Here is a 16,642-nt window from a genome sequence, read left to right as displayed (position 1 = left end):
TGGCGCCTGTGTGATGAAGCGGCTCGCGGTGGGGTGTTTCGTGAAATTTTTCACGAATATTCCGGAGGGCAAGTTCGCGGAGGCCGGGCACCGCAGGCCGCCCCGCAATGACCCCGCAGGCTGGCAGCCGCGGCGCCGTCGCGTAGCCTTCCGGCCTGAATAACCGACAAACCTCTTTTCAGGACATCGCCATGAAGCGCATCGGCGTGCTCGTCTTTCCCGGTTTCCAGATCCTCGACCTGGCCGCCATTGCCGCGTTCGAACTCGCGAACATGCACCTGGAGCGGCCGCTCTACCGCGTGGAGATGCTGTCCGAAACGGGCGGCCCCGTCGCCAGCTCTTCGGGCGTGACGGTCGACAGCAAGCGCTACACCGCCTCGAAGTTCGACACGCTGATGATGACCGGCTCGCTCACCATCGCGCCCACGTCCGAGGCGCTGTGCAAGATCCTGCGCTCGGGCCGGCGCAACGCGCGCCGCGTGGCGAGCATCTGCACCGGCGCCTTCGGGCTGGCCGACGCGGGGCTGCTCGACGGGCGCCGCGTCACCACGCACTGGGCCTTCGCGCAGGAGCTGCAGCGCAGCCGTCCGCTGGCCAAGGTGCAGCCCGACCGCATCTTCATCAACGACGAGTCGCTGTGGACCTCGGCCGGCATGACGGCGGGCATCGACCTCGTGCTCGCGCTGGTCGAGGAAGACCTGGGCGTCGACATGGCGCGCCTGATCGCCAAGAAGCTGGTCGTCTACCACCGGCGCGCGGGCGGGCAGTCGCAGTTCTCGGCGCTGCTGGAGCTGGAGCCCAAGTCGGACCGCATCCAGCTCTCGCTGGCCTACGCGCGGGCCCATCTGCGCGAAGGGCTGGCGGTCGAGGAACTGGCCGAGGTGGCGCACCTGAGTCCGCGCCAGTTCAGCCGCGCCTTCAAGGCCGAGACCGGCCAGTCGCCTGCGCAGGCGGTGGAAAACCTGCGCGTGGAAGCGGCGCGCGCGCTGATCGACGAAGGCCGGCTGGCGCTCGGCGTGGTGGCGCGGGAAACGGGTTTCGGCGACCCCGAGCGCATGCGCCGGGCCTTCCTGCGCACGCTGGGCCAGCCGCCGCAGAGCGTGCGCCGCGTGGCGCGCCAGCAGGCCATGGCCGCCTGAACCGAAGCGCGGCGGCCTGAAACGCTGGATGTCCTGAAAGGTGGCTTATATGACATTTACGCCATAGCATCTTCGGCGAAAACTTCCCTCACGCCCACACCGACGTGGCGACAAAGGAAGCTTCAATGACTACGACCTCCAAGGGCACAGCCCTCATCACCGGTGCCTCGTCGGGCATCGGCGCCGTGTATGCCGACCGGCTCGCCCGGCGCGGTTTCGACCTGATCCTTGTGGCGCGCAACGGCGAGCGCCTGCGCAAGCTGGCCGACAGGCTGGCGGGCGAAACCGGCCGCAAGATCGACGTGCTCGTGGCCGACCTCACCCACCGGCAGGACATCGCGCGCGTCGAGGCCGTGCTGCGCGCCGGCAGCGGCATCACCATGCTGGTGAACAACGCCGGTGTCGGCGCCACCGCGCCGCTGCTGGCCTCCGACATCGACAAGATGGACGAGATGATCGCGCTCAACGTGAACGTGCTCACGCGCCTGACCTATGCGGCCGTGCCCGGCTTCGTGGCGCGCGGCGCGGGCACGCTGATCAACATCGCGTCGATCGTGGCCGTCTCGCCGGAAACGCTCAACGGCGTGTACGGCGGCAGCAAGGCCTTCGTGCTGGCGCTGAGCCAATCGCTGCAGCACGAGCTTGCCGACAAGGGCGTGCGCGTGCAGGCCGTGCTGCCGGGCGCGACGGCCACCGAGTTCTGGGGCATCGCCGGCCTGCCGGTGCAGCACCTGCCCAGCGAGATCGTCATGACCGCCGAGAACATGGTCGACGCCGCGCTCGCGGGGCTCGACCAGGGCGAGCGCGTCACGATCCCGGCGCTGCCCGACCAGGCCGAGTGGGACGCCTTCGAGGCGGCGCGGCGCGCGATGTCGGGCCGGCTTTCGAGCACCACGCCGGCGCAGCGCTATCGCACGGCCGCGGCGCAGGCCTGAGTCCGGTCCTTGTGATGTGGGGTGGCGCCGTATGATCTTTCGAGACCATGCGCAACTCACTCGACTTCAGTTCCTGGCAAGGCCTGCTCACGACGCTGCTCGGGCTCGTGGTGGTGTCGCTGGTGGCGGTGGGCATCCGCCTCGTGGTGATGCACGGCGTGCAGCAGCGGCGCGAGAAGCAGAACCGGCAGATCAACGAACGGCTCAAGACGCTGATCGCGGCCTACAAGGTGCTGGGCGGTTCGTTCACCGGCGACCTGTCGGTGGACCCGAGCCATCTGCGCGAACTGCGCGCGCGTGAAGGCGCGCAGGCGGCGGCGCTGGTGGCGTCGGACCGGCGCAGGCGCATCCGCGATGCGGTCGAAGCGGCGCTGTCGGATGTGATCCTGCTGGGTACGGAGGAGCAGGTTCGTTTGGCGGCGCAGGCCGCGAACGACATGGTGGCCGGAAGGCCGGTGGAAACGGCGGCGCTGGTGGTGTCGCTGCGGCTCTTCATTCGCGACGTGCTCGACCTCGACCCGATTCCGGCGCAGCTCGGCATTCCCAAGCAGGGGCCGGTGCGTGCCAAGGGCGCGGCCTCGCGCGAAGGAGGCGGAGCGGGCAAGGCTGGCGGTGATGGGTCCGGAAAAAGCGGCGGTGGAGAAGGCGGCGCAGGCCTGGGCTTCGGCGCGGGCCTGCACGGCGACACCGCGCACGACCCCGCCGCGCCCTGATCGCGAAAGCGCTCAGTCCAACTCAGATGCGGTGCGTGCGCCGCGCATAGAGCATCGCCACCGCCAGGCCGGTGACGGCCGCGCCGCCCCAGGCAAAGGCCGGGCTGCGCAACGCACGCTGCAGGCGCGCGCGGCGGCGCGGTTCATTGCCCACGCCGCGCGCGGCCTGTTCCTTCGGCGTGAGCGGGCGCGCGACGTTCGGGTTCTCTTCGCCTTCGAGCACGGCTTGCGAAATGTCGAGCGGGGTCAGCGAGTCGTTGATGGCGGTGGATGCGGTCATGGTGGCTGGCCTTTCTTTCTTTGTTTCTTTTCTCTCGCGGTGGATGGATGCCGCAAGGCTCGCGCACCCCGGCGCCGCGGGCCTGAGGCCAAGCGCCGACATTGAAGTAGGCCAATGCCCCGGCCGCGCCGCGGACAACGGCCCCGCTTAAAATCCTGCTCCCCTCGCAGCCGGGCGTCCCGGCCGGCTGCGGGGTTTCTTGCATCTCCGGGGCCATGTAGAGGAACACCATGTACAAAAACCTCGTGGGCCGCGCCGTTCTGGCGTCGGCGGCCGCGTGCTTTTTTTTATCTCCCGCCTTTTCGCAGACGACGCAGCCCGCCAGGGCGCCGCTGAAGATCGGTTTCGTCTACGTCACGCCGGTCACTGACGCCGGTTGGGTGCGCCAGCATGAAGAGGGCCGCAAGGCCGTCGAGGCGGCGCTCGGCGACAAGGTCAAGACCACCTACGTCGAGAACGTGGCCGAGGGCGCCGACGCCGAGCGCGTGATCCGCGACCTCGCGCAGCAGGGCAACCAGCTCATCTTCACGCCGAGCTTCGGCTACATGGAGCCGACGCTGAAGGTCGCGAAGGACTTTCCCGACGTGAAGTTCGAGTCGATCACCGGCTACAAGACCGCGCCCAACGTGGCCACGGCCAATGCGCGCTACTACGAGGGCCGCTACCTCGCGGGCATCGCGGCAGGGCGCATGACCAGGACGAACGTGGCGGGCTACGTCGCGGGCTTTCCGATTCCCGAGGTGCTGCAGGGCATCAACGCCTTCACGCTGGGCATGCGCTCGGTGAACCCGAATGCGAAGGTGCATGTGGTGTGGCTCAACGAGTGGTTCGATCCGCCGAAGGAGCGCGACGCGGCGATGGCGCTGTTCAACCAGAACGCCGACGTGGTCGCCTTCCACACGGGTTCGACGGCGGTGATGTCCGCCGCGCAGGAGCGCGGCAAGATGGCCATTGCCTACCACTCCGACATGCGCAAGATCGCGCCCGACGCGCAGCTCGTCGCGGTCACGCACCAATGGGGCGGCTACTACACGCAGCGCGCCAGGGCCGTGCTCGACGGCAGCTGGAAGAGCGGCAACCTCTGGGGCGGCGTGAAGGAAGGAATGATCCGCGTCGGCGACTTCGGCACCAAGGTGCCCAAGGCCGTTCAGGACGAAGTGCTGGCGCGGCAGAAGGACATCGCGACCGGCAAGCTGCAGCCGTTCCGCGCAACGGCGGCGGACGTGCGGGACAACGAAGGGCGCACGGTGATCGCGAAGGGCGCGCAGCTGAGTGACGAGCAGATTCTGAAGATGAACTGGCTGGTCGAGGGTGTGCAGGGGCGGGTGACGCGCTGAGCCGCGTTCAGCCGGCGGTCTTGCGGCTAGCGGCGGATGCTCGCGGCAACAAGGCCTTGATGCGTTGACGAAGCAGTGCCGGGGTCACTGCCGGCGTCATTTGCAGCACGGCCATGCAACGGTCCAGTCGACCCTGGCGCGCCAGCAGTGTCCCGGCTGCCTTGAGCAGGTCGGCATCGATGCTGTCGCCGTAGGCGTGCCGGGCCTTGGTTGTCGCCTGGCGCAGCAGCGCCTTGCCCGGGTCCATCATGGCCAGGTCGATGAGGTCGCGGCTGAAGACGCTGTCGTCCGCCCAGCGGTCGGAGTTCGCCAACAGCTTGCTCGTCGCCATGTCGAGCGGGGTGAGCGTCGCGATGTCACCCACACGGTCTTGCAGGCCGGGCGCTTCGAGTTCGATGCGCGCTTCGAGCACGATCTCGAACTTGATGTCGATGCCGTCCACGCGCACGGCAGACCGTATGCCGTATTGGTCGGCACGAAGTTCGGCCGCCTGCTGGATTTGCGCGCCCGGGCGTGCGATCGCGCCGAGTCCCTGGCCGCCCGTGAGCAGTTGACGCAACTGCCGGTAGCCTTCGATGCTGGAGACGAGGAAGTCGATGTCCACCGACTCTCGGTATTCGCCGTGGCGAAGCGCAATGGCCGTTCCGCCGCCGAACAGGCAATGGTTCCTGGCGAGCAGGTCGGCGTCGAGTGCTGCGAGTGCTTCGGCGACGCGTTGGTGGTGCGGGCGTTCAAACATGCAGCGGCCTCTTGCCCAGCGTGCGTGCCAACTCGTCGAGCAACCGCCGCTCTCGCGTGTCGAGCGCGGAGGCATCGACGTGGCGCCAGTTGCGTTCGTAGGTGGCCCAGGCTTCCTCGGGCGTCAGTTCCGTGTCTGGCGCCAGTTGCCAGGCGAGGCGGCGCAGCTGGGGATGGTCGGCAATCCGCACACCGCCCGGAACCAGGGAGGGCTGCGCGGCCTCGGTCGTCGCGATGACGTCGACATCCAGCCCGAGCGCCGCGAGCGCGTTCATGTACGCCCCCATCGTGACCGACGGCTCGCCGCGTTCGATGCGGTGCAAAGTCATGCGGGACATGCCCGCCGCTTCGGCGGCCGTGGTGGCGCTGACCTTCAGGGCTTTGCGGCGTGCGTGGATGCGCCGGCCGAATGCGGCCAGGCGACGATCGGCCGTGGCGGTGAGTGGAGGAGCGGCGGAGGGCATTGTGTATCTCATATTAGACAAATCTGTCGATTTGTCCAGAATGAGAGACATCGATCCTTTGCTTTCCCTCAGCCCAGCCGCTCGACCACGAAGTCCACAAAGCTGCGCAGCTTCGCACTTGGCCGGGCTTCCGGCAGCCGCATGAGGTGCATCGCCCGCGTGGGCAGTTCCCAGTCGGGCAGCAGTTGCACCACCTGGCCCGACGCCAGGGCGGGGCCGAGCAGCGCGTCGGCCTGCACGATCACGCCCACGCCGGCGATCGCAGCGGCCAGCAGGGCCTGGCCGTTGTCGGCGGTGAGCGGGCCGCGCACGGGCACATGCACGGTCTTGCCCTGGCGCGTGAAGCGCCACTCGTGGTTGGGGCCCCATGAAGTGAAGCCCAGCAGCGCGAAGGCTTCCAGGTCGGACGGGTGCTTCGGCTGCCCGTGCCGTGCCACCCACGCAGGGCTGGCCACCGCGAACATGCGTGTCAGCGCAAGCGGCCGGGCGATGAGGCTGTCGTCGAAGGTCGGGCCCGAGCGCAGGCCGCAGTCGAAGCCTTCTTCCGCGAGGTCGACGACGCGGTCGCTCAGGCTCAGTTCGACCTTCACGCGCGGGTAGGCCGCGATGTAGTCGCCGATCACCGGCGTGAGCCTGTGCGAGCCATACGCGACCGGTGCCGTGACACGCAACAGGCCCTGCGGCACCGCGCGCAGCGACTCGGCCACGCCGTCGGCGGTGTGCACGCTGGCGAGCACGTCGCGGCAACGCTCCAGGTACGCGGCGCCGATCTCGGTGAGCGCGTGGCGGCGCGTGGTGCGCTCCAGCAGGCGCGCGCCGAGCTGTTCTTCGAGTGCCCGGATGTGCTTGCCGACCATCACGGCCGACAGGTCGAGCGCCTCGGCTGCGGCCGCGAAGCTGCCCGCGTCGACCGTGGCGACGAAGACTTCCATTGCGCGGAGTTTGTCCATGGCGATTGAAAACCAGAAGTTTCGAATTGGCGAACCGGATGGCAATTTATCAAATCGATGGTTCGCAAAACAATCGTGGCTTGTTTGATTCACTTTGCCGAGGTTTTCATGAAAGTTCTGGTTGTGGGCGCGACGGGCGCCGTGGGCAGCGCGGTGGCGCAGGTGCTGGCCGAGCGCGGCCATGCCGTGGTGCGCGTGGGCCGCACGCGCGGCGATCACCAGGTCGACATCACGAGCGATGCGAGCGTCCAGGCGCTGTACGCGGCGGTCGGGCGGGTCGACGCGATCGTGTCGGCGGCCGGCGGTCTGTTCTTCGGCCCACTGGCCGAGATGCGGCCGGCAGACTTCAACGTCGGCCTGCAGGACAAGCTGCTCGGCCAGGTGCGGCTCGCGCTTCTGGGCCAGCACGTGCTGAACGACGGCGGCTCGATCACGCTGACCACGGGCATCGTGGCGGAAGAACCGATCCGGCAGGGCGCCAACGCCACGGCGGTCAACGCGGCGGTCGAGGGCTTCGTGCGCGGCGCCGCGATCGAGCTGCCGCGCGGGCTGCGCATCAATGCCGTGAGCCCGACGGTGCTGACCGAATCGCTGGCGGCTTATGGGCCGTTCTTTCCGGGCTTCGACGCGGTGTCCGCCGCCAAGGCGGCGCAGGCTTATGTGCGCAGCGTCGAAGGGCCGCAAACGGGGCGTGTGTACCGCGCGTGGTCCTGAGGGCACGGTCTGGAAGGGCTGCGCCGGTGAGTGCCTTCCTCGTATAGCACTCATACACGCATGGAAATTGCAGCGGCGCGGGGCTGGATTACCCTCCGCAGCCACGATGAAAAAAGCCTACCGCGCCTCCCTCCTGCGCTTCGATGCCGCCGGCCAGCCCGTTTTCGATGAAGACGGCCTGCTGGTCGTCGCGCCCGACAGCACCGGCCGCCAGCGCGTGCTCGATGCCGGCAGCCACGCCGCCGTCGCGCCGCGCCACCCGGAAGCCCACACGACCCACCTGCCGGGGCGCATTCTTGCGCCCGGCTTCGTGGACATGCACATCCACTTTCCGCAGACCGACATCATCGGCTCGCCTTCGCCGGGGCTGCTGCCCTGGCTCGAGAACTACACCTTTCCCGAGGAAAGCCGGTTCGTCGACCCCGCGCATTCAAACGAAGTGGCCGACGTGTTCTTCGATGAGCTGCTGCGCAACGGCGTCACCACCTCGCTGACCTTCGCGACCTCGCACGTGGCCTCGGTCGATGCCTTCTTCGAGGGTGCGCAGCGCCGCGGCCTGCGAATGATCACCGGCAAGGTGCTGCAGGACCGCAACTCGCCCGACGGCGTGCGCGACGACACCGAGCAGAGCCTCATCGACTCCGAGGCGCTGATCCGCAAGTGGCACGACGTCGGCCGGCTGGGCTATGCCATCACGCCGCGCTTCGCGCCCGCCAGCACCGACGCGCAGATGCGCGGCGCGGGCGAGCTGGCCGCGAAGTACGCCGACACCTGGATCCAGTCGCACGTGGCCGAGAACCGCGACGAGGTGAGCTGGGTGCGCGAGCTGTACCCCAAGGCGCGTTCCTACCTCGACGTGTACGCCGGCTTCGGCCTGATGCGCGAGCGCGCCGTGTACGCCCACTGCATCTACCTGGACGACACCGACCGCGCGCTGCTGCGCGACACGAAGACGCGGCCGCCGTGAGCCCGACCAGCAACCTGTTCCTGGGCAGCGGCTTCTTCGACTTCGGCGCGGCCGACCGCGTGGGCTACCCCTACGGGCTGGCCAGCGACGTGGGCGGCGGCACCAGCTTCAGCCCCTTCCACACCATGATGGCCGCCTACTACGTCGCCGCGAGGGCCAGACCAAGACCGGCCTGAGCATCGCGCCTTCGGAGCTGTGGTGGCGCCACACCGGCGGCGCGGCGCGCGCGCTGGGGCTGGACGGCGTCATCGGCAACCTGCAGCCGGGCTGCGAGGCCGACTTCCTGGTGCTCAACCCCTCGGCCACGCCGCTCCTGGCGCGCAAGACGAAGCGCGCGAACACGCTGGAAGAAATGCTGTTCGCGATGATCGTGCTGGGCGACGACCGGCTGGTCGAGCGCACGGTGATCTCGCAGGCGGGCTGAGCCGGCGCCCGGTCCGCCCATGCCACAATCGCCGACCTAGCGGCGCCGCGCCGCGCCTTCGGGAAACGCCGCGGAACCGGCTTTGCCGGGCCGCTGGAGTTGCCCCTTGAGGGGTTGGCGAAGCGACACGAAGTGCGCGAAGACTGGGGTGTTTTTTAATGTCTATCAAGAGCGACAAATGGATCCGGCGCATGGCCGAGAACGAAGGGATGATCGATCCCTTCGAACCGGGCCAGGTGCGCGAATCCTCGGGCCACAAGATCATCAGCTACGGCACCTCGAGCTACGGCTACGACATCCGGTGCGCGCCTGAGTTCAAGGTCTTCACCAATATCCACAGCACCGTGGTCGATCCCAAGAATTTCGACGAAAAAAGCTTCGTCGACATGCACGGCGACTACTGCATCATTCCGCCCAACAGCTTCGCGCTGGCCCGCACGGTCGAGTACTTCCGCATCCCGCGCAACGTGCTGACCATCTGCCTGGGCAAGAGCACGTACGCGCGCTGCGGCATCATCGTCAACGTCACGCCCTTCGAGCCCGAATGGGAAGGCTACGTGACGCTCGAATTCAGCAACACCACGCCGCTGCCCGCCAAGATCTACGCGGGCGAGGGCTGCGCGCAGGTGCTGTTCTTCGAGAGCGACGAGGTCTGCGAAACCAGCTACAAGGACCGCGGCGGCAAGTACCAGGGCCAGCGCGGCGTGACGCTGCCCAAAACCTGACCCGCGCTCGCGTCTTTCGCTGACGGCCGGTTACCCCGGCGCCCTCCGGGGCAAGTACCATCCTGCGACAGCCGGCGACAACTTCTGCAAAAGGCCGGTAAGGAGCGCGCGATGAGATGGGAAGGCAACGAACAATCGGACAACGTCGAAGACCGCCGTGACGGCGGTGGTGGTGGCGGGGGCGGCGGCTTCATCGGCGGGCGCAGCATCGGCATCGGCACCATCGCGGTCGCGCTGATCGCGGGCTGGGTCTTCGGCATCAACCCGCTCACAGTGCTGGGCCTGCTCAGCGGCGGCGGTCCGGCCCAGGTGCAGCAGCAACAACCCCAGGGCCCGGCGCACAAGCCGCCCGCGAACGACCGCGAAGCGGCCTTCGTCTCGACGGTGCTCAAGAACACCGAAGTGGTGTGGACGGACATCTTCAAGCAGAACGGCGGCACCTACCATCCGCCGCGGCTCGTGCTGTTCCGCAATGCCACGCCCACGGCCTGCGGCACGGGGCAGTCGGCCATGGGGCCGTTCTATTGCCCGGGCGACCAGAAGGTCTACATCGACCTCGGCTTCTACGACACGCTCAAGAACCAGCTCGGCGCGCCTGGCGAGTTCGCGCAAGCCTACGTCATTGCGCACGAGGTCGGCCATCACGTGCAGGACGAGCTCGGCATCACCGCCAAGGTCGACGGCATGCGCAACCGCCTGAGCCAGACCCAGAACAACGCCATGAGCGTGCGTGTCGAGCTGCAGGCCGACTGCTTCGCGGGCGTGTGGGCCCAGCGTTCGCAGGAGTCGAAGAAGTGGCTCGATGCGGGCGACATCGAGTCCGCCATGACGCCGCGCAGAAGATCGGCGACGACGCCCTGCAGCGTTCCGCGGGCCGCGCGGTGGTGCCCGACAGCTTCACGCACGGCACCAGCGCGCAGCGCCAAAGGTGGTTCGGGGCGGGTTATCAGAGCGGCGACATCAAGGCCTGCGACACGTTCAACGCACGCAGCCTTTGATGTTCATGGGCTCGAAAGGCCCATGAATGTTGACTTGAATGCTATTGAATAAATAGCAATTCCGCCGTCACGGGCGTTGTCACGCCGCAGTCACTGCTGTTTTTGCGGCAATGCGACAATAGCGGGCTCAATGACAAGTTCCTTCTCCAATCTATCGCTGGCGGAACCGCTGGCGCGCGCCGTGGCCGAAATGGGCTACGAGACCATGACACCCATCCAGGAGCAGGCCATTCCGGTCGTGCTGTCCGGGCAGGATGTGATGGGCGCCGCCCAGACCGGCACCGGCAAGACGGCGGCGTTTTCGCTCCCGTTGCTGCAGCGCATGCTCAAGCACGAAAACGCCTCGACCTCGCCCGCGCGGCACCCGGTCCGGGCCCTCGTACTGCTGCCCACGCGCGAACTCGCCGACCAGGTCGCGCAACAGGTCAAGCTGTACGCCAAGTACACCAACCTGCGCAGCACGGTCGTGTTCGGCGGCATCGACATGAAGCCGCAGACGCTGGAGCTGAAGAAGGGCGTCGAAGTGCTGGTGGCCACGCCGGGCCGCCTGCTCGATCACATCGAAGCCAAGAACGCGGTGCTCAACCAGGTCGAATACGTCGTGCTCGACGAGGCCGACCGCATGCTGGACATCGGCTTCCTGCCCGACCTGCAGCGCATCCTGAGCTACCTGCCCAAGCAGCGCACCACGCTGCTGTTCTCGGCCACGTTCTCGCCGGAAATCAAGCGCTTGGCCGGCAGCTACCTGCAGAACCCCGTCACCATCGAGGTGGCGCGGCCGAACGAAACGGCCTCCACCGTCGAGCAGCATTTCTACAGCGTCAGCGACGACGACAAGCGCCGTGCGCTCAAGCAGATCGTCAAGCAGCGCGGCATCACGCAGGCCTTCGTGTTCGTCAACAGCAAGCTCGGTTGCGCGCGCCTCGCACGCTCGCTGGAGCGCGACGGTCTGCGTACCACCGCGCTGCATGGCGACAAGAGCCAGGACGAACGCCTGAAGGCGCTCGCCTCGTTCAAGGCCGGCGAAGTCGACCTGCTGGTGTGCACCGACGTCGCCGCCCGCGGCCTGGACATCAAGGACGTGCCCGCCGTCTTCAACTTCGACATTCCGTTCAACGCCGAAGACTACGTGCACCGCATCGGCCGCACGGGCCGTGCCGGCGCCTCGGGCCTGGCCGTGAGCTTTGCCAGCGGCGGCAACGATGCGCGCCTGGTGGCCGACATCGAGAAGCTGATCAAGAAGAAGATCGAGCTGGAGCCCGTCGAGTTCGAGGAAGACCGCCCGCGCGGCCGCATCAACGACGGACGCCGCCACTGGCGCGAAGAAGGCGAAGCCGGCGACGCACGCGACGTGCTCGACCAGCCGCGCGAACGCAGCGCAAGCGGCAGCAGCCTGAGCGGCGGCGGCGGCGGCGACGCCCGCCGCGGCGGCGGACGCCCGCACCGTGCCCCTTCGGCGCCGCGCGATCCGTTCTTCGACAAGCCCTATGAACCGGGCGCGCCCGATGCCACGCCGGCATGGGAAGCCGCCTCGAAGGCCGCGCCCGCACGCGGCATCTCCAGCAACATCAAGAGCAAGCGCAAGGTCGCCGCGCTGTTCAAGAGCGCCGAACCGAGCTGATCCGACGGTCCGGTGTGGAAACGAAAAAGCGGCGCCCTCGGGGCGCCGCTTTTCATTTCAGTTACCGCCAGCCGCGATGCCAGCCGTATTGGGGGTGGTGCCAGCCCCAGCCGTAGCGCGGGTGGTAGGCCCAGGTAAAACCAATGCCGGGCGAGACGTACGTGGGGGCCACATAGGCCACGCCCGGAGGGGCGGCATAGACCGGGGCAGCCGGCGCGACCACGCAGCCGGTCAGGGTGGCTGCCAGCAGGGTGGCGGCCGAGAGGGCAAGGACAGGGAATCTCATGGCGAAGCTCCTGGAACGGGTTGTTGTATCGGTATGCACAACCAACGCCCCGGGGCATCGCCGGATGACGGCCTTTACCCGGCCTACACAGTGTCACGGCCGTGTTGTCATCCTTTCAGATCGCTTTCGCGAACCCGCCTCAAGACCCCTGGCTCACGTTGAAATGGTGCGTGCCGTCGCGGCCCAACTGCGCCACCAGGCCGTACTCCCAATCGAGGTAGGCCTGCATGGCTTCGGCCGGCGCGTCGGTGCCTTCGTAGGGGCGGCGGTAGCGGTCGGTGCGCGGCGTTGCCAGGCGCGTCTCGCCGGTTTCGGCGTCCAGGCCCGCGGCAAACCACGCGGCATTGCCGCCCGTCAGCACCAGCACCTGGGCGTCGCGCTGGCCCCGTGCATCGAGCAGCGCGCGCAGGTCGGCCGCGGCGTAGCGTGCGAGCAGGCTGCTGCCGCAGGTCAGCACGTAGCGCGGCGACGGGGGAATGACGCTGTCCACGGCCTGCGCGAGCTGCGCGCGGATCGCGTACCAGGCGCCGGGGATGTGGCGCTTGACGTAGTTGGCGCTGGTGGTCACGTCGATCACCGCCGTGTTCGACGGCGACTGCTCCAGCAGCGCCGCCAGCTCGGCCGGCGCGATCTCCGGCACCACGGCCGCAACCGGCGGATGGGCGGGCGAGGGCGCGGCCTTTTCGCTGAACGCGGCGGCCTCGGGCATGGCATCCGGCACGTACACCTCCCACCCCATCTGCGCGAGCCACGAGGCGCTCATCGATGCGCGCACGCCGTCGTCGTCCGCCAGCACGATGCGCGCGCCGCGCACGGGCACCTGGTGGTCGGTCTCTTGCACCAGCTGCCCGCCCGGCGCGCTCGCAAAGCCCGGCAGGTGGCCGGCCGCGTATTCCTCGGGCGTGCGCACGTCGAAGCGGTACACGGTGCGCCCCGGCGCTTCGAGCGTCCGCAGCGCGGCAAGGTCGATGCGCCGCACGCCGGCCGCATCGGCCACGCGGCGTGCATCGGCCTGGGCTTGTGTTCGGTGCGCGTCGGACACGGCAGCAGGCGCTTGCCGGTCCGCGCCGTGGTCCAGCACCTGCCCCGCCAGCTTCCAGCCGATGGTGCCGTTGCGCAGCGCCGCCACGGGGTTCGGAATGCCCGCGTTCACCAGCGACTGCGTGCCGATGATGCTGCGCGTGCGGCCCGCGCAATTCACGATCACCTGCGTCGACGGGTCGGGCGCCAGCTCGCGCACCCGCAGCACCAGTTCGGCGCCGGGCACGCTGGTGGCCGAGGGAATGCTCATGGTCTGGTATTCGTCGAAGCGGCGCGCGTCGAGCACCACCACGTTGGCCTTGGCGTCGACCAGTGCCTTCACCTCGGGGGCCGATAGCGAGGGCGTGTGCCGCTCGTGCTCGACCAGTTCGCCGAAAGACTTGCTCGGCACGTTCACGTCGCGGAACAGTTCGCCGCCCGCCTTGCGCCAGCCCTCGAGGCCGCCTTCGAGCAGGTGCACGTTGGTGTAGCCCAGCGAGGCAAGCGTCTTCGCGGCCAGCGGCGCGAGATCGGTGCCCGCATGCTCGCCGTACAGCACGATGAAAGTGTCGCGCCGCGGAATGCGCCGCCACGCCTCGATCTCGGTGCGCGACAGCGGCAGGTTGGCGGCCCACAGCGGGTGCTCCTGCGCGAACGGGTCTTCCTCGCGCACGTCGAGCAGCGCGGTTTCGTCGCGGGCCAGCAGGCGCTCGCGCACGGCGGCGAAGGGCAGAAGGGGAAAGGTGGCGGTCGTCATGCGGCAGTCGAAAAAGAAGATCTGAGTTCGGCGGAGCGGTCCCACAGGTTGGGCAGCAGCGCGTTGGAATATCCGGAGACGAAGGGCTTGCGTCCGCCCTCCGCCGGGTAAGTATGCCGGCGCACCGCGCCGATGTTGGCGCCGTACACGTGGATGCTGATCGACACCCGGTCGGCATGCGCGTTGTGCACGCGGTGCAGGTCGCGACGGCGGGCGACACGGCCTCCACGTGGCCGACATCGAGCCGCACCGGCTCGCCGTGCGGCTGCGCATGGCCCTGCGCATCGAACACATAGCCCTGGTTGTACTCGGCCCCGCGCAGCATGCCGATCAGGCCCCACACGGTGTGGTCGTGCACCGGCGTGGCCTGCCCCGGCCCCCACACGAAGCTCACCACCGAGAAGCGCTCGGTGCTGTCCGCGTGCAGCAGGAACTGCTGGTAGCGCGCCGGGTCGGGCTGCGCAAAGGCGTCGGGCAGCCAGTCGTCGCGCGACACCAGCGTGCGCAGCAGCGCGCCGCCTTCCGAAAGAATGCGGGACTCGTCGGGCGCGCTGTCCAGCAGCCGGCCGAAGTCGCCGACGAATTCGCGAAGCGGAGCAATCATGCGGGGCGTTTCCAGACCTGGGTGTCGGTGATCGCGCGCACGTCGACGCGCACCGGCAGTATGCCGTCGCGCGCCGAGCGGTCGGCCACGGCCTGCAGCGCGACGATGTCGGCCTCGCTCACCGGCCGCCCCGCCACCGAAGCGCGCGCGGTGATGATGCGCGACGACTCGATCGGCAGCCGCGTGAGCTGGCTGTAGGCCTGCGCATAGGCCTCGGGGTTGGCCAGCGCCCAGTCGCCCGCGCGGCCCAGCCGGTCGAGAAACTGCACGATGGCCGCGCGCCGGGCCGGGTCGGCCAGCGAATGCTCGCTCGCGGTGATGAAGCCCAGGGCGGTGTTGATGCCGCGCCCGTCGCGCAGGATGCGCCCGCCCTGTTGAACGGCGATGGTGTAGTACGGATCGAAGATCGCCCATGCATCGATCTGCTTCGACGCGAAGGCGGCGGCCGCGTCGGTCGGCAGCACGAACTTCACCGTGACCTCGTCGCGCCGCACGCCGGCCTCTTCGAGCGCGCCGTACAGCTGGTACTGCGAGATGCTGCCGCGCGCCGACGACACGATCACCGTCTTGCCGCGCAGGTCGGCCACGCTGCGCAATGGCGAGTCGGCCTGCACCACGATGCCCAGCGAATCGGCCTTGCGACGCGCGTGGCGACGATCTTCAGCGGCGTCTTGCCCACTGCCGCCGCCAGCACCGGCAGGTCGCCGGCCATGGCCGTGTCGACCGCCGCGCTGCGCTGCGCCTCGAACAGCGGCGCGGCGCCCTGGAAGTTGGCCCAGCGGTAGGCGAAGGGCGCGCCGTCGAGCGCGCGCGAGGCCTCGAACAGCGAGCGCAGGCCGCCGGCCTGGTCGCCGAGGATGAGCGTGGTCTGCGGCTGTGCCACTGCACGCAGCGAGCCGGTGGCGGCCAGCGACAGCGCGGCGCCTTGCTTCAACCAATCGCGACGCGAAGCCCTGGAGAAAAGAAGCGATGTCATGCGGCGGCTCCCGAAGCCAGCAGCGCGCGCTGCCCGCCGCGACCAGGATCGCGTCGTTCTGCGGGGTGTGGATGCGGCTGCACAGCACGTCGCGGTAGTACCGCTCCAGCGGGTTGTGCCGTGTCAGGCCGTGGTTGCCGCTGAGCTGCAGCGCCAGCTCGACCACGCGCACGGCATTGCCCGTGACTGTGTACTTGAGCAGGCCGCTGTCGGCCGCCGGTTGCGCATGGCCACCGTCGACGGCAGCGGTGGCGTCGTCGAGCAGCACGCGGTTGGTGCGCAGCAGCGCCTCGATCTCGCCCACGTGCTCCTGCACGCGCGGCAGGCTCGCCAGCGGCGCGCCCAGGCTGCCGGGCGCGCGCTGGTTCAGGAAGCCCGCCAGCCAGTCGCGCGCGGCCGTGGCCACGGCGTCGTAGAGGCTGCCGAGCAGCACCGTCATCCATGCCTGCTGCGTGGCGTGGGCGTCGATGTCGGTCTGGCTGCCGGCGTCGGGCGCCCAGTCGGCCGGCGCGCGCAGGTCGACCGCGTGGTCGGCGTCGATGGCGACGTTCTCGAACACCACCTCGTGGCTGCCCGAAGCGCGCAGGCCCAGGTGGTCCCAGCTGGCGATCACGCGCACGCCGGGCGCATGGCGCGGCACCAGGAACACGCCGGTGCGCGGCACGGCCTCGTCGGTGCGGGCCCACACCGCGAGCCACGAGAGGCCCTCGATGCCGGTCGTGTAGAGCTTGTGGCCGTCGATCTTCCAGCCCTCGGCGTCGCGCCGGGCCACGGTGCCCGGCAGGCCGCCGCGCGCCGGCGAGCCCAGCGCGGGTTCCACGCGCAGCGCGTTGATGAGCGCGCCGCGCTCCACCACGTCGCGCGTCACGCGTTCGCGCAGGTGCGCGGGCCAGCGGCTGTCGCCGCGTGTCAGCGCGTGATGCTGCAGATAGCTCATCGTGAGGATCAGCGCCGTGGCGGACTCGCCGCGCGCCACGGCCGCGATCACGCGGCG

13 protein-coding genes and 5 pseudogenes are annotated in these 16,642 nt (G+C 69.0%); 9 read left to right on the top strand and 9 right to left on the bottom strand.

Features of this window, described 5'->3' with window-relative positions; translation table 11 throughout:
• The first annotated feature begins 191 nt into the window (after positions 1–191).
• From BMG07_RS24875 to BMG07_RS24865, 3 genes are all read left to right on the top strand, one after another.
• On the top strand, positions 192–1,139 hold the full coding sequence (locus BMG07_RS24875) for a GlxA family transcriptional regulator (RefSeq protein ID WP_198086784.1): 948 nt from the start codon (positions 192–194) through the stop codon (positions 1,137–1,139).
• 125 nt (positions 1,140–1,264) lie between these two features.
• A complete protein-coding gene (locus BMG07_RS24870; protein ID WP_198086783.1) occupies positions 1,265–2,074 on the top strand; it encodes an SDR family oxidoreductase in 810 nt (269 codons plus the stop codon).
• A gap of 47 nt (positions 2,075–2,121) precedes the next feature.
• The gene (locus BMG07_RS24865; RefSeq protein ID WP_198086782.1) at positions 2,122–2,787 is read left to right on the top strand and encodes a hypothetical protein; all 666 of its coding nucleotides are present in this window, start codon (positions 2,122–2,124) and stop codon (positions 2,785–2,787) included.
• Between the two features lie 22 nt (positions 2,788–2,809).
• Here BMG07_RS24865 and BMG07_RS24860 read toward each other — a convergent pair whose 3' ends face one another.
• Positions 2,810–3,067, bottom strand: a complete 258-nt coding sequence (locus BMG07_RS24860; RefSeq protein WP_198086781.1) for a hypothetical protein — start codon at positions 3,065–3,067, stop codon at positions 2,810–2,812.
• Between the two features lie 230 nt (positions 3,068–3,297).
• Between BMG07_RS24860 and BMG07_RS24855 the strand changes: the two genes are divergently transcribed.
• Positions 3,298–4,404, top strand: coding sequence for a BMP family ABC transporter substrate-binding protein (locus BMG07_RS24855; RefSeq protein ID WP_198086780.1), 1,107 nt, complete (start codon positions 3,298–3,300; stop codon positions 4,402–4,404).
• Positions 4,405–4,411: 7 nt separating this feature from the next.
• On the opposite strand, the gene BMG07_RS24850 is transcribed toward BMG07_RS24855, so the two are convergent.
• The 3 genes from BMG07_RS24850 to BMG07_RS24840 all read right to left on the bottom strand — a co-directional run bounded on the left by BMG07_RS24850 (position 4,412) and on the right by BMG07_RS24840 (position 6,556).
• The gene (locus BMG07_RS24850; protein ID WP_198086779.1) at positions 4,412–5,143 is read right to left on the bottom strand and encodes a nucleotidyl transferase AbiEii/AbiGii toxin family protein; all 732 of its coding nucleotides are present in this window, start codon (positions 5,141–5,143) and stop codon (positions 4,412–4,414) included.
• Positions 5,136–5,606 carry a helix-turn-helix domain-containing protein gene (locus tag BMG07_RS24845; protein WP_198086778.1) on the bottom strand — a complete coding sequence of 157 codons (471 nt, stop codon included), beginning with the start codon at positions 5,604–5,606 and terminating at the stop codon, positions 5,136–5,138. The genes BMG07_RS24850 and BMG07_RS24845 overlap by 8 nt, the downstream gene beginning before the upstream one ends.
• A gap of 68 nt (positions 5,607–5,674) precedes the next feature.
• Positions 5,675–6,556: a LysR family transcriptional regulator gene (locus BMG07_RS24840; protein WP_198086777.1), complete on the bottom strand. Its 882-nt coding sequence runs from the start codon at positions 6,554–6,556 to the stop codon at positions 5,675–5,677.
• Positions 6,557–6,664: 108 nt separating this feature from the next.
• Between BMG07_RS24840 and BMG07_RS24835 the strand changes: the two genes are divergently transcribed.
• From BMG07_RS24835 to BMG07_RS24815, 5 genes and pseudogenes are all read left to right on the top strand, one after another.
• Positions 6,665–7,270, top strand: coding sequence for a short chain dehydrogenase (locus BMG07_RS24835; protein ID WP_198086776.1), 606 nt, complete (start codon positions 6,665–6,667; stop codon positions 7,268–7,270).
• A gap of 106 nt (positions 7,271–7,376) precedes the next feature.
• Positions 7,377–8,661, top strand: a pseudogene (guaD, locus tag BMG07_RS24830) (guanine deaminase).
• A 158-nt stretch (positions 8,662–8,819) separates the two neighbouring features.
• Complete coding sequence (gene dcd / locus BMG07_RS24825) at positions 8,820–9,386, top strand: dCTP deaminase (protein WP_124460151.1); 567 nt, start codon at positions 8,820–8,822, stop codon at positions 9,384–9,386.
• A 111-nt stretch (positions 9,387–9,497) separates the two neighbouring features.
• A pseudogene (locus tag BMG07_RS24820) lies at positions 9,498–10,384 on the top strand (neutral zinc metallopeptidase).
• Positions 10,385–10,514: 130 nt separating this feature from the next.
• On the top strand, positions 10,515–12,005 hold the full coding sequence (locus BMG07_RS24815; protein ID WP_198086775.1) for a DEAD/DEAH box helicase: 1,491 nt from the start codon (positions 10,515–10,517) through the stop codon (positions 12,003–12,005).
• A 61-nt stretch (positions 12,006–12,066) separates the two neighbouring features.
• On the opposite strand, the gene BMG07_RS24810 is transcribed toward BMG07_RS24815, so the two are convergent.
• The 5 genes and pseudogenes from BMG07_RS24810 to BMG07_RS24790 all read right to left on the bottom strand — a co-directional run.
• Positions 12,067–12,291, bottom strand: a complete 225-nt coding sequence (locus BMG07_RS24810) for a hypothetical protein (RefSeq protein ID WP_198086774.1) — start codon at positions 12,289–12,291, stop codon at positions 12,067–12,069.
• A gap of 139 nt (positions 12,292–12,430) precedes the next feature.
• Positions 12,431–14,068: a rhodanese-related sulfurtransferase gene (locus BMG07_RS24805; protein WP_198086773.1), complete on the bottom strand. Its 1,638-nt coding sequence runs from the start codon at positions 14,066–14,068 to the stop codon at positions 12,431–12,433.
• A pseudogene (locus BMG07_RS24800) lies at positions 14,065–14,672 on the bottom strand (cysteine dioxygenase). Before BMG07_RS24800 ends, BMG07_RS24805 begins: the two are co-directional and overlap by 4 nt.
• Positions 14,669–15,648: pseudogene (locus BMG07_RS24795) on the bottom strand (ABC transporter substrate-binding protein). Before BMG07_RS24795 ends, BMG07_RS24800 begins: the two co-directional pseudogenes overlap by 4 nt.
• A 25-nt stretch (positions 15,649–15,673) precedes the next feature.
• A pseudogene (locus BMG07_RS24790) lies at positions 15,674–16,642 on the bottom strand (acyl-CoA dehydrogenase family protein); the annotation flags it as partial.

Source organism: Variovorax sp. E3, assembly GCF_016082275.1.
Taxonomy (GTDB): domain Bacteria; phylum Pseudomonadota; class Gammaproteobacteria; order Burkholderiales; family Burkholderiaceae_C; genus Variovorax.
The sequence above is the reverse complement of the archived record's forward strand: the minus strand, read 5'-3'. Positions and strand labels throughout refer to the sequence as shown.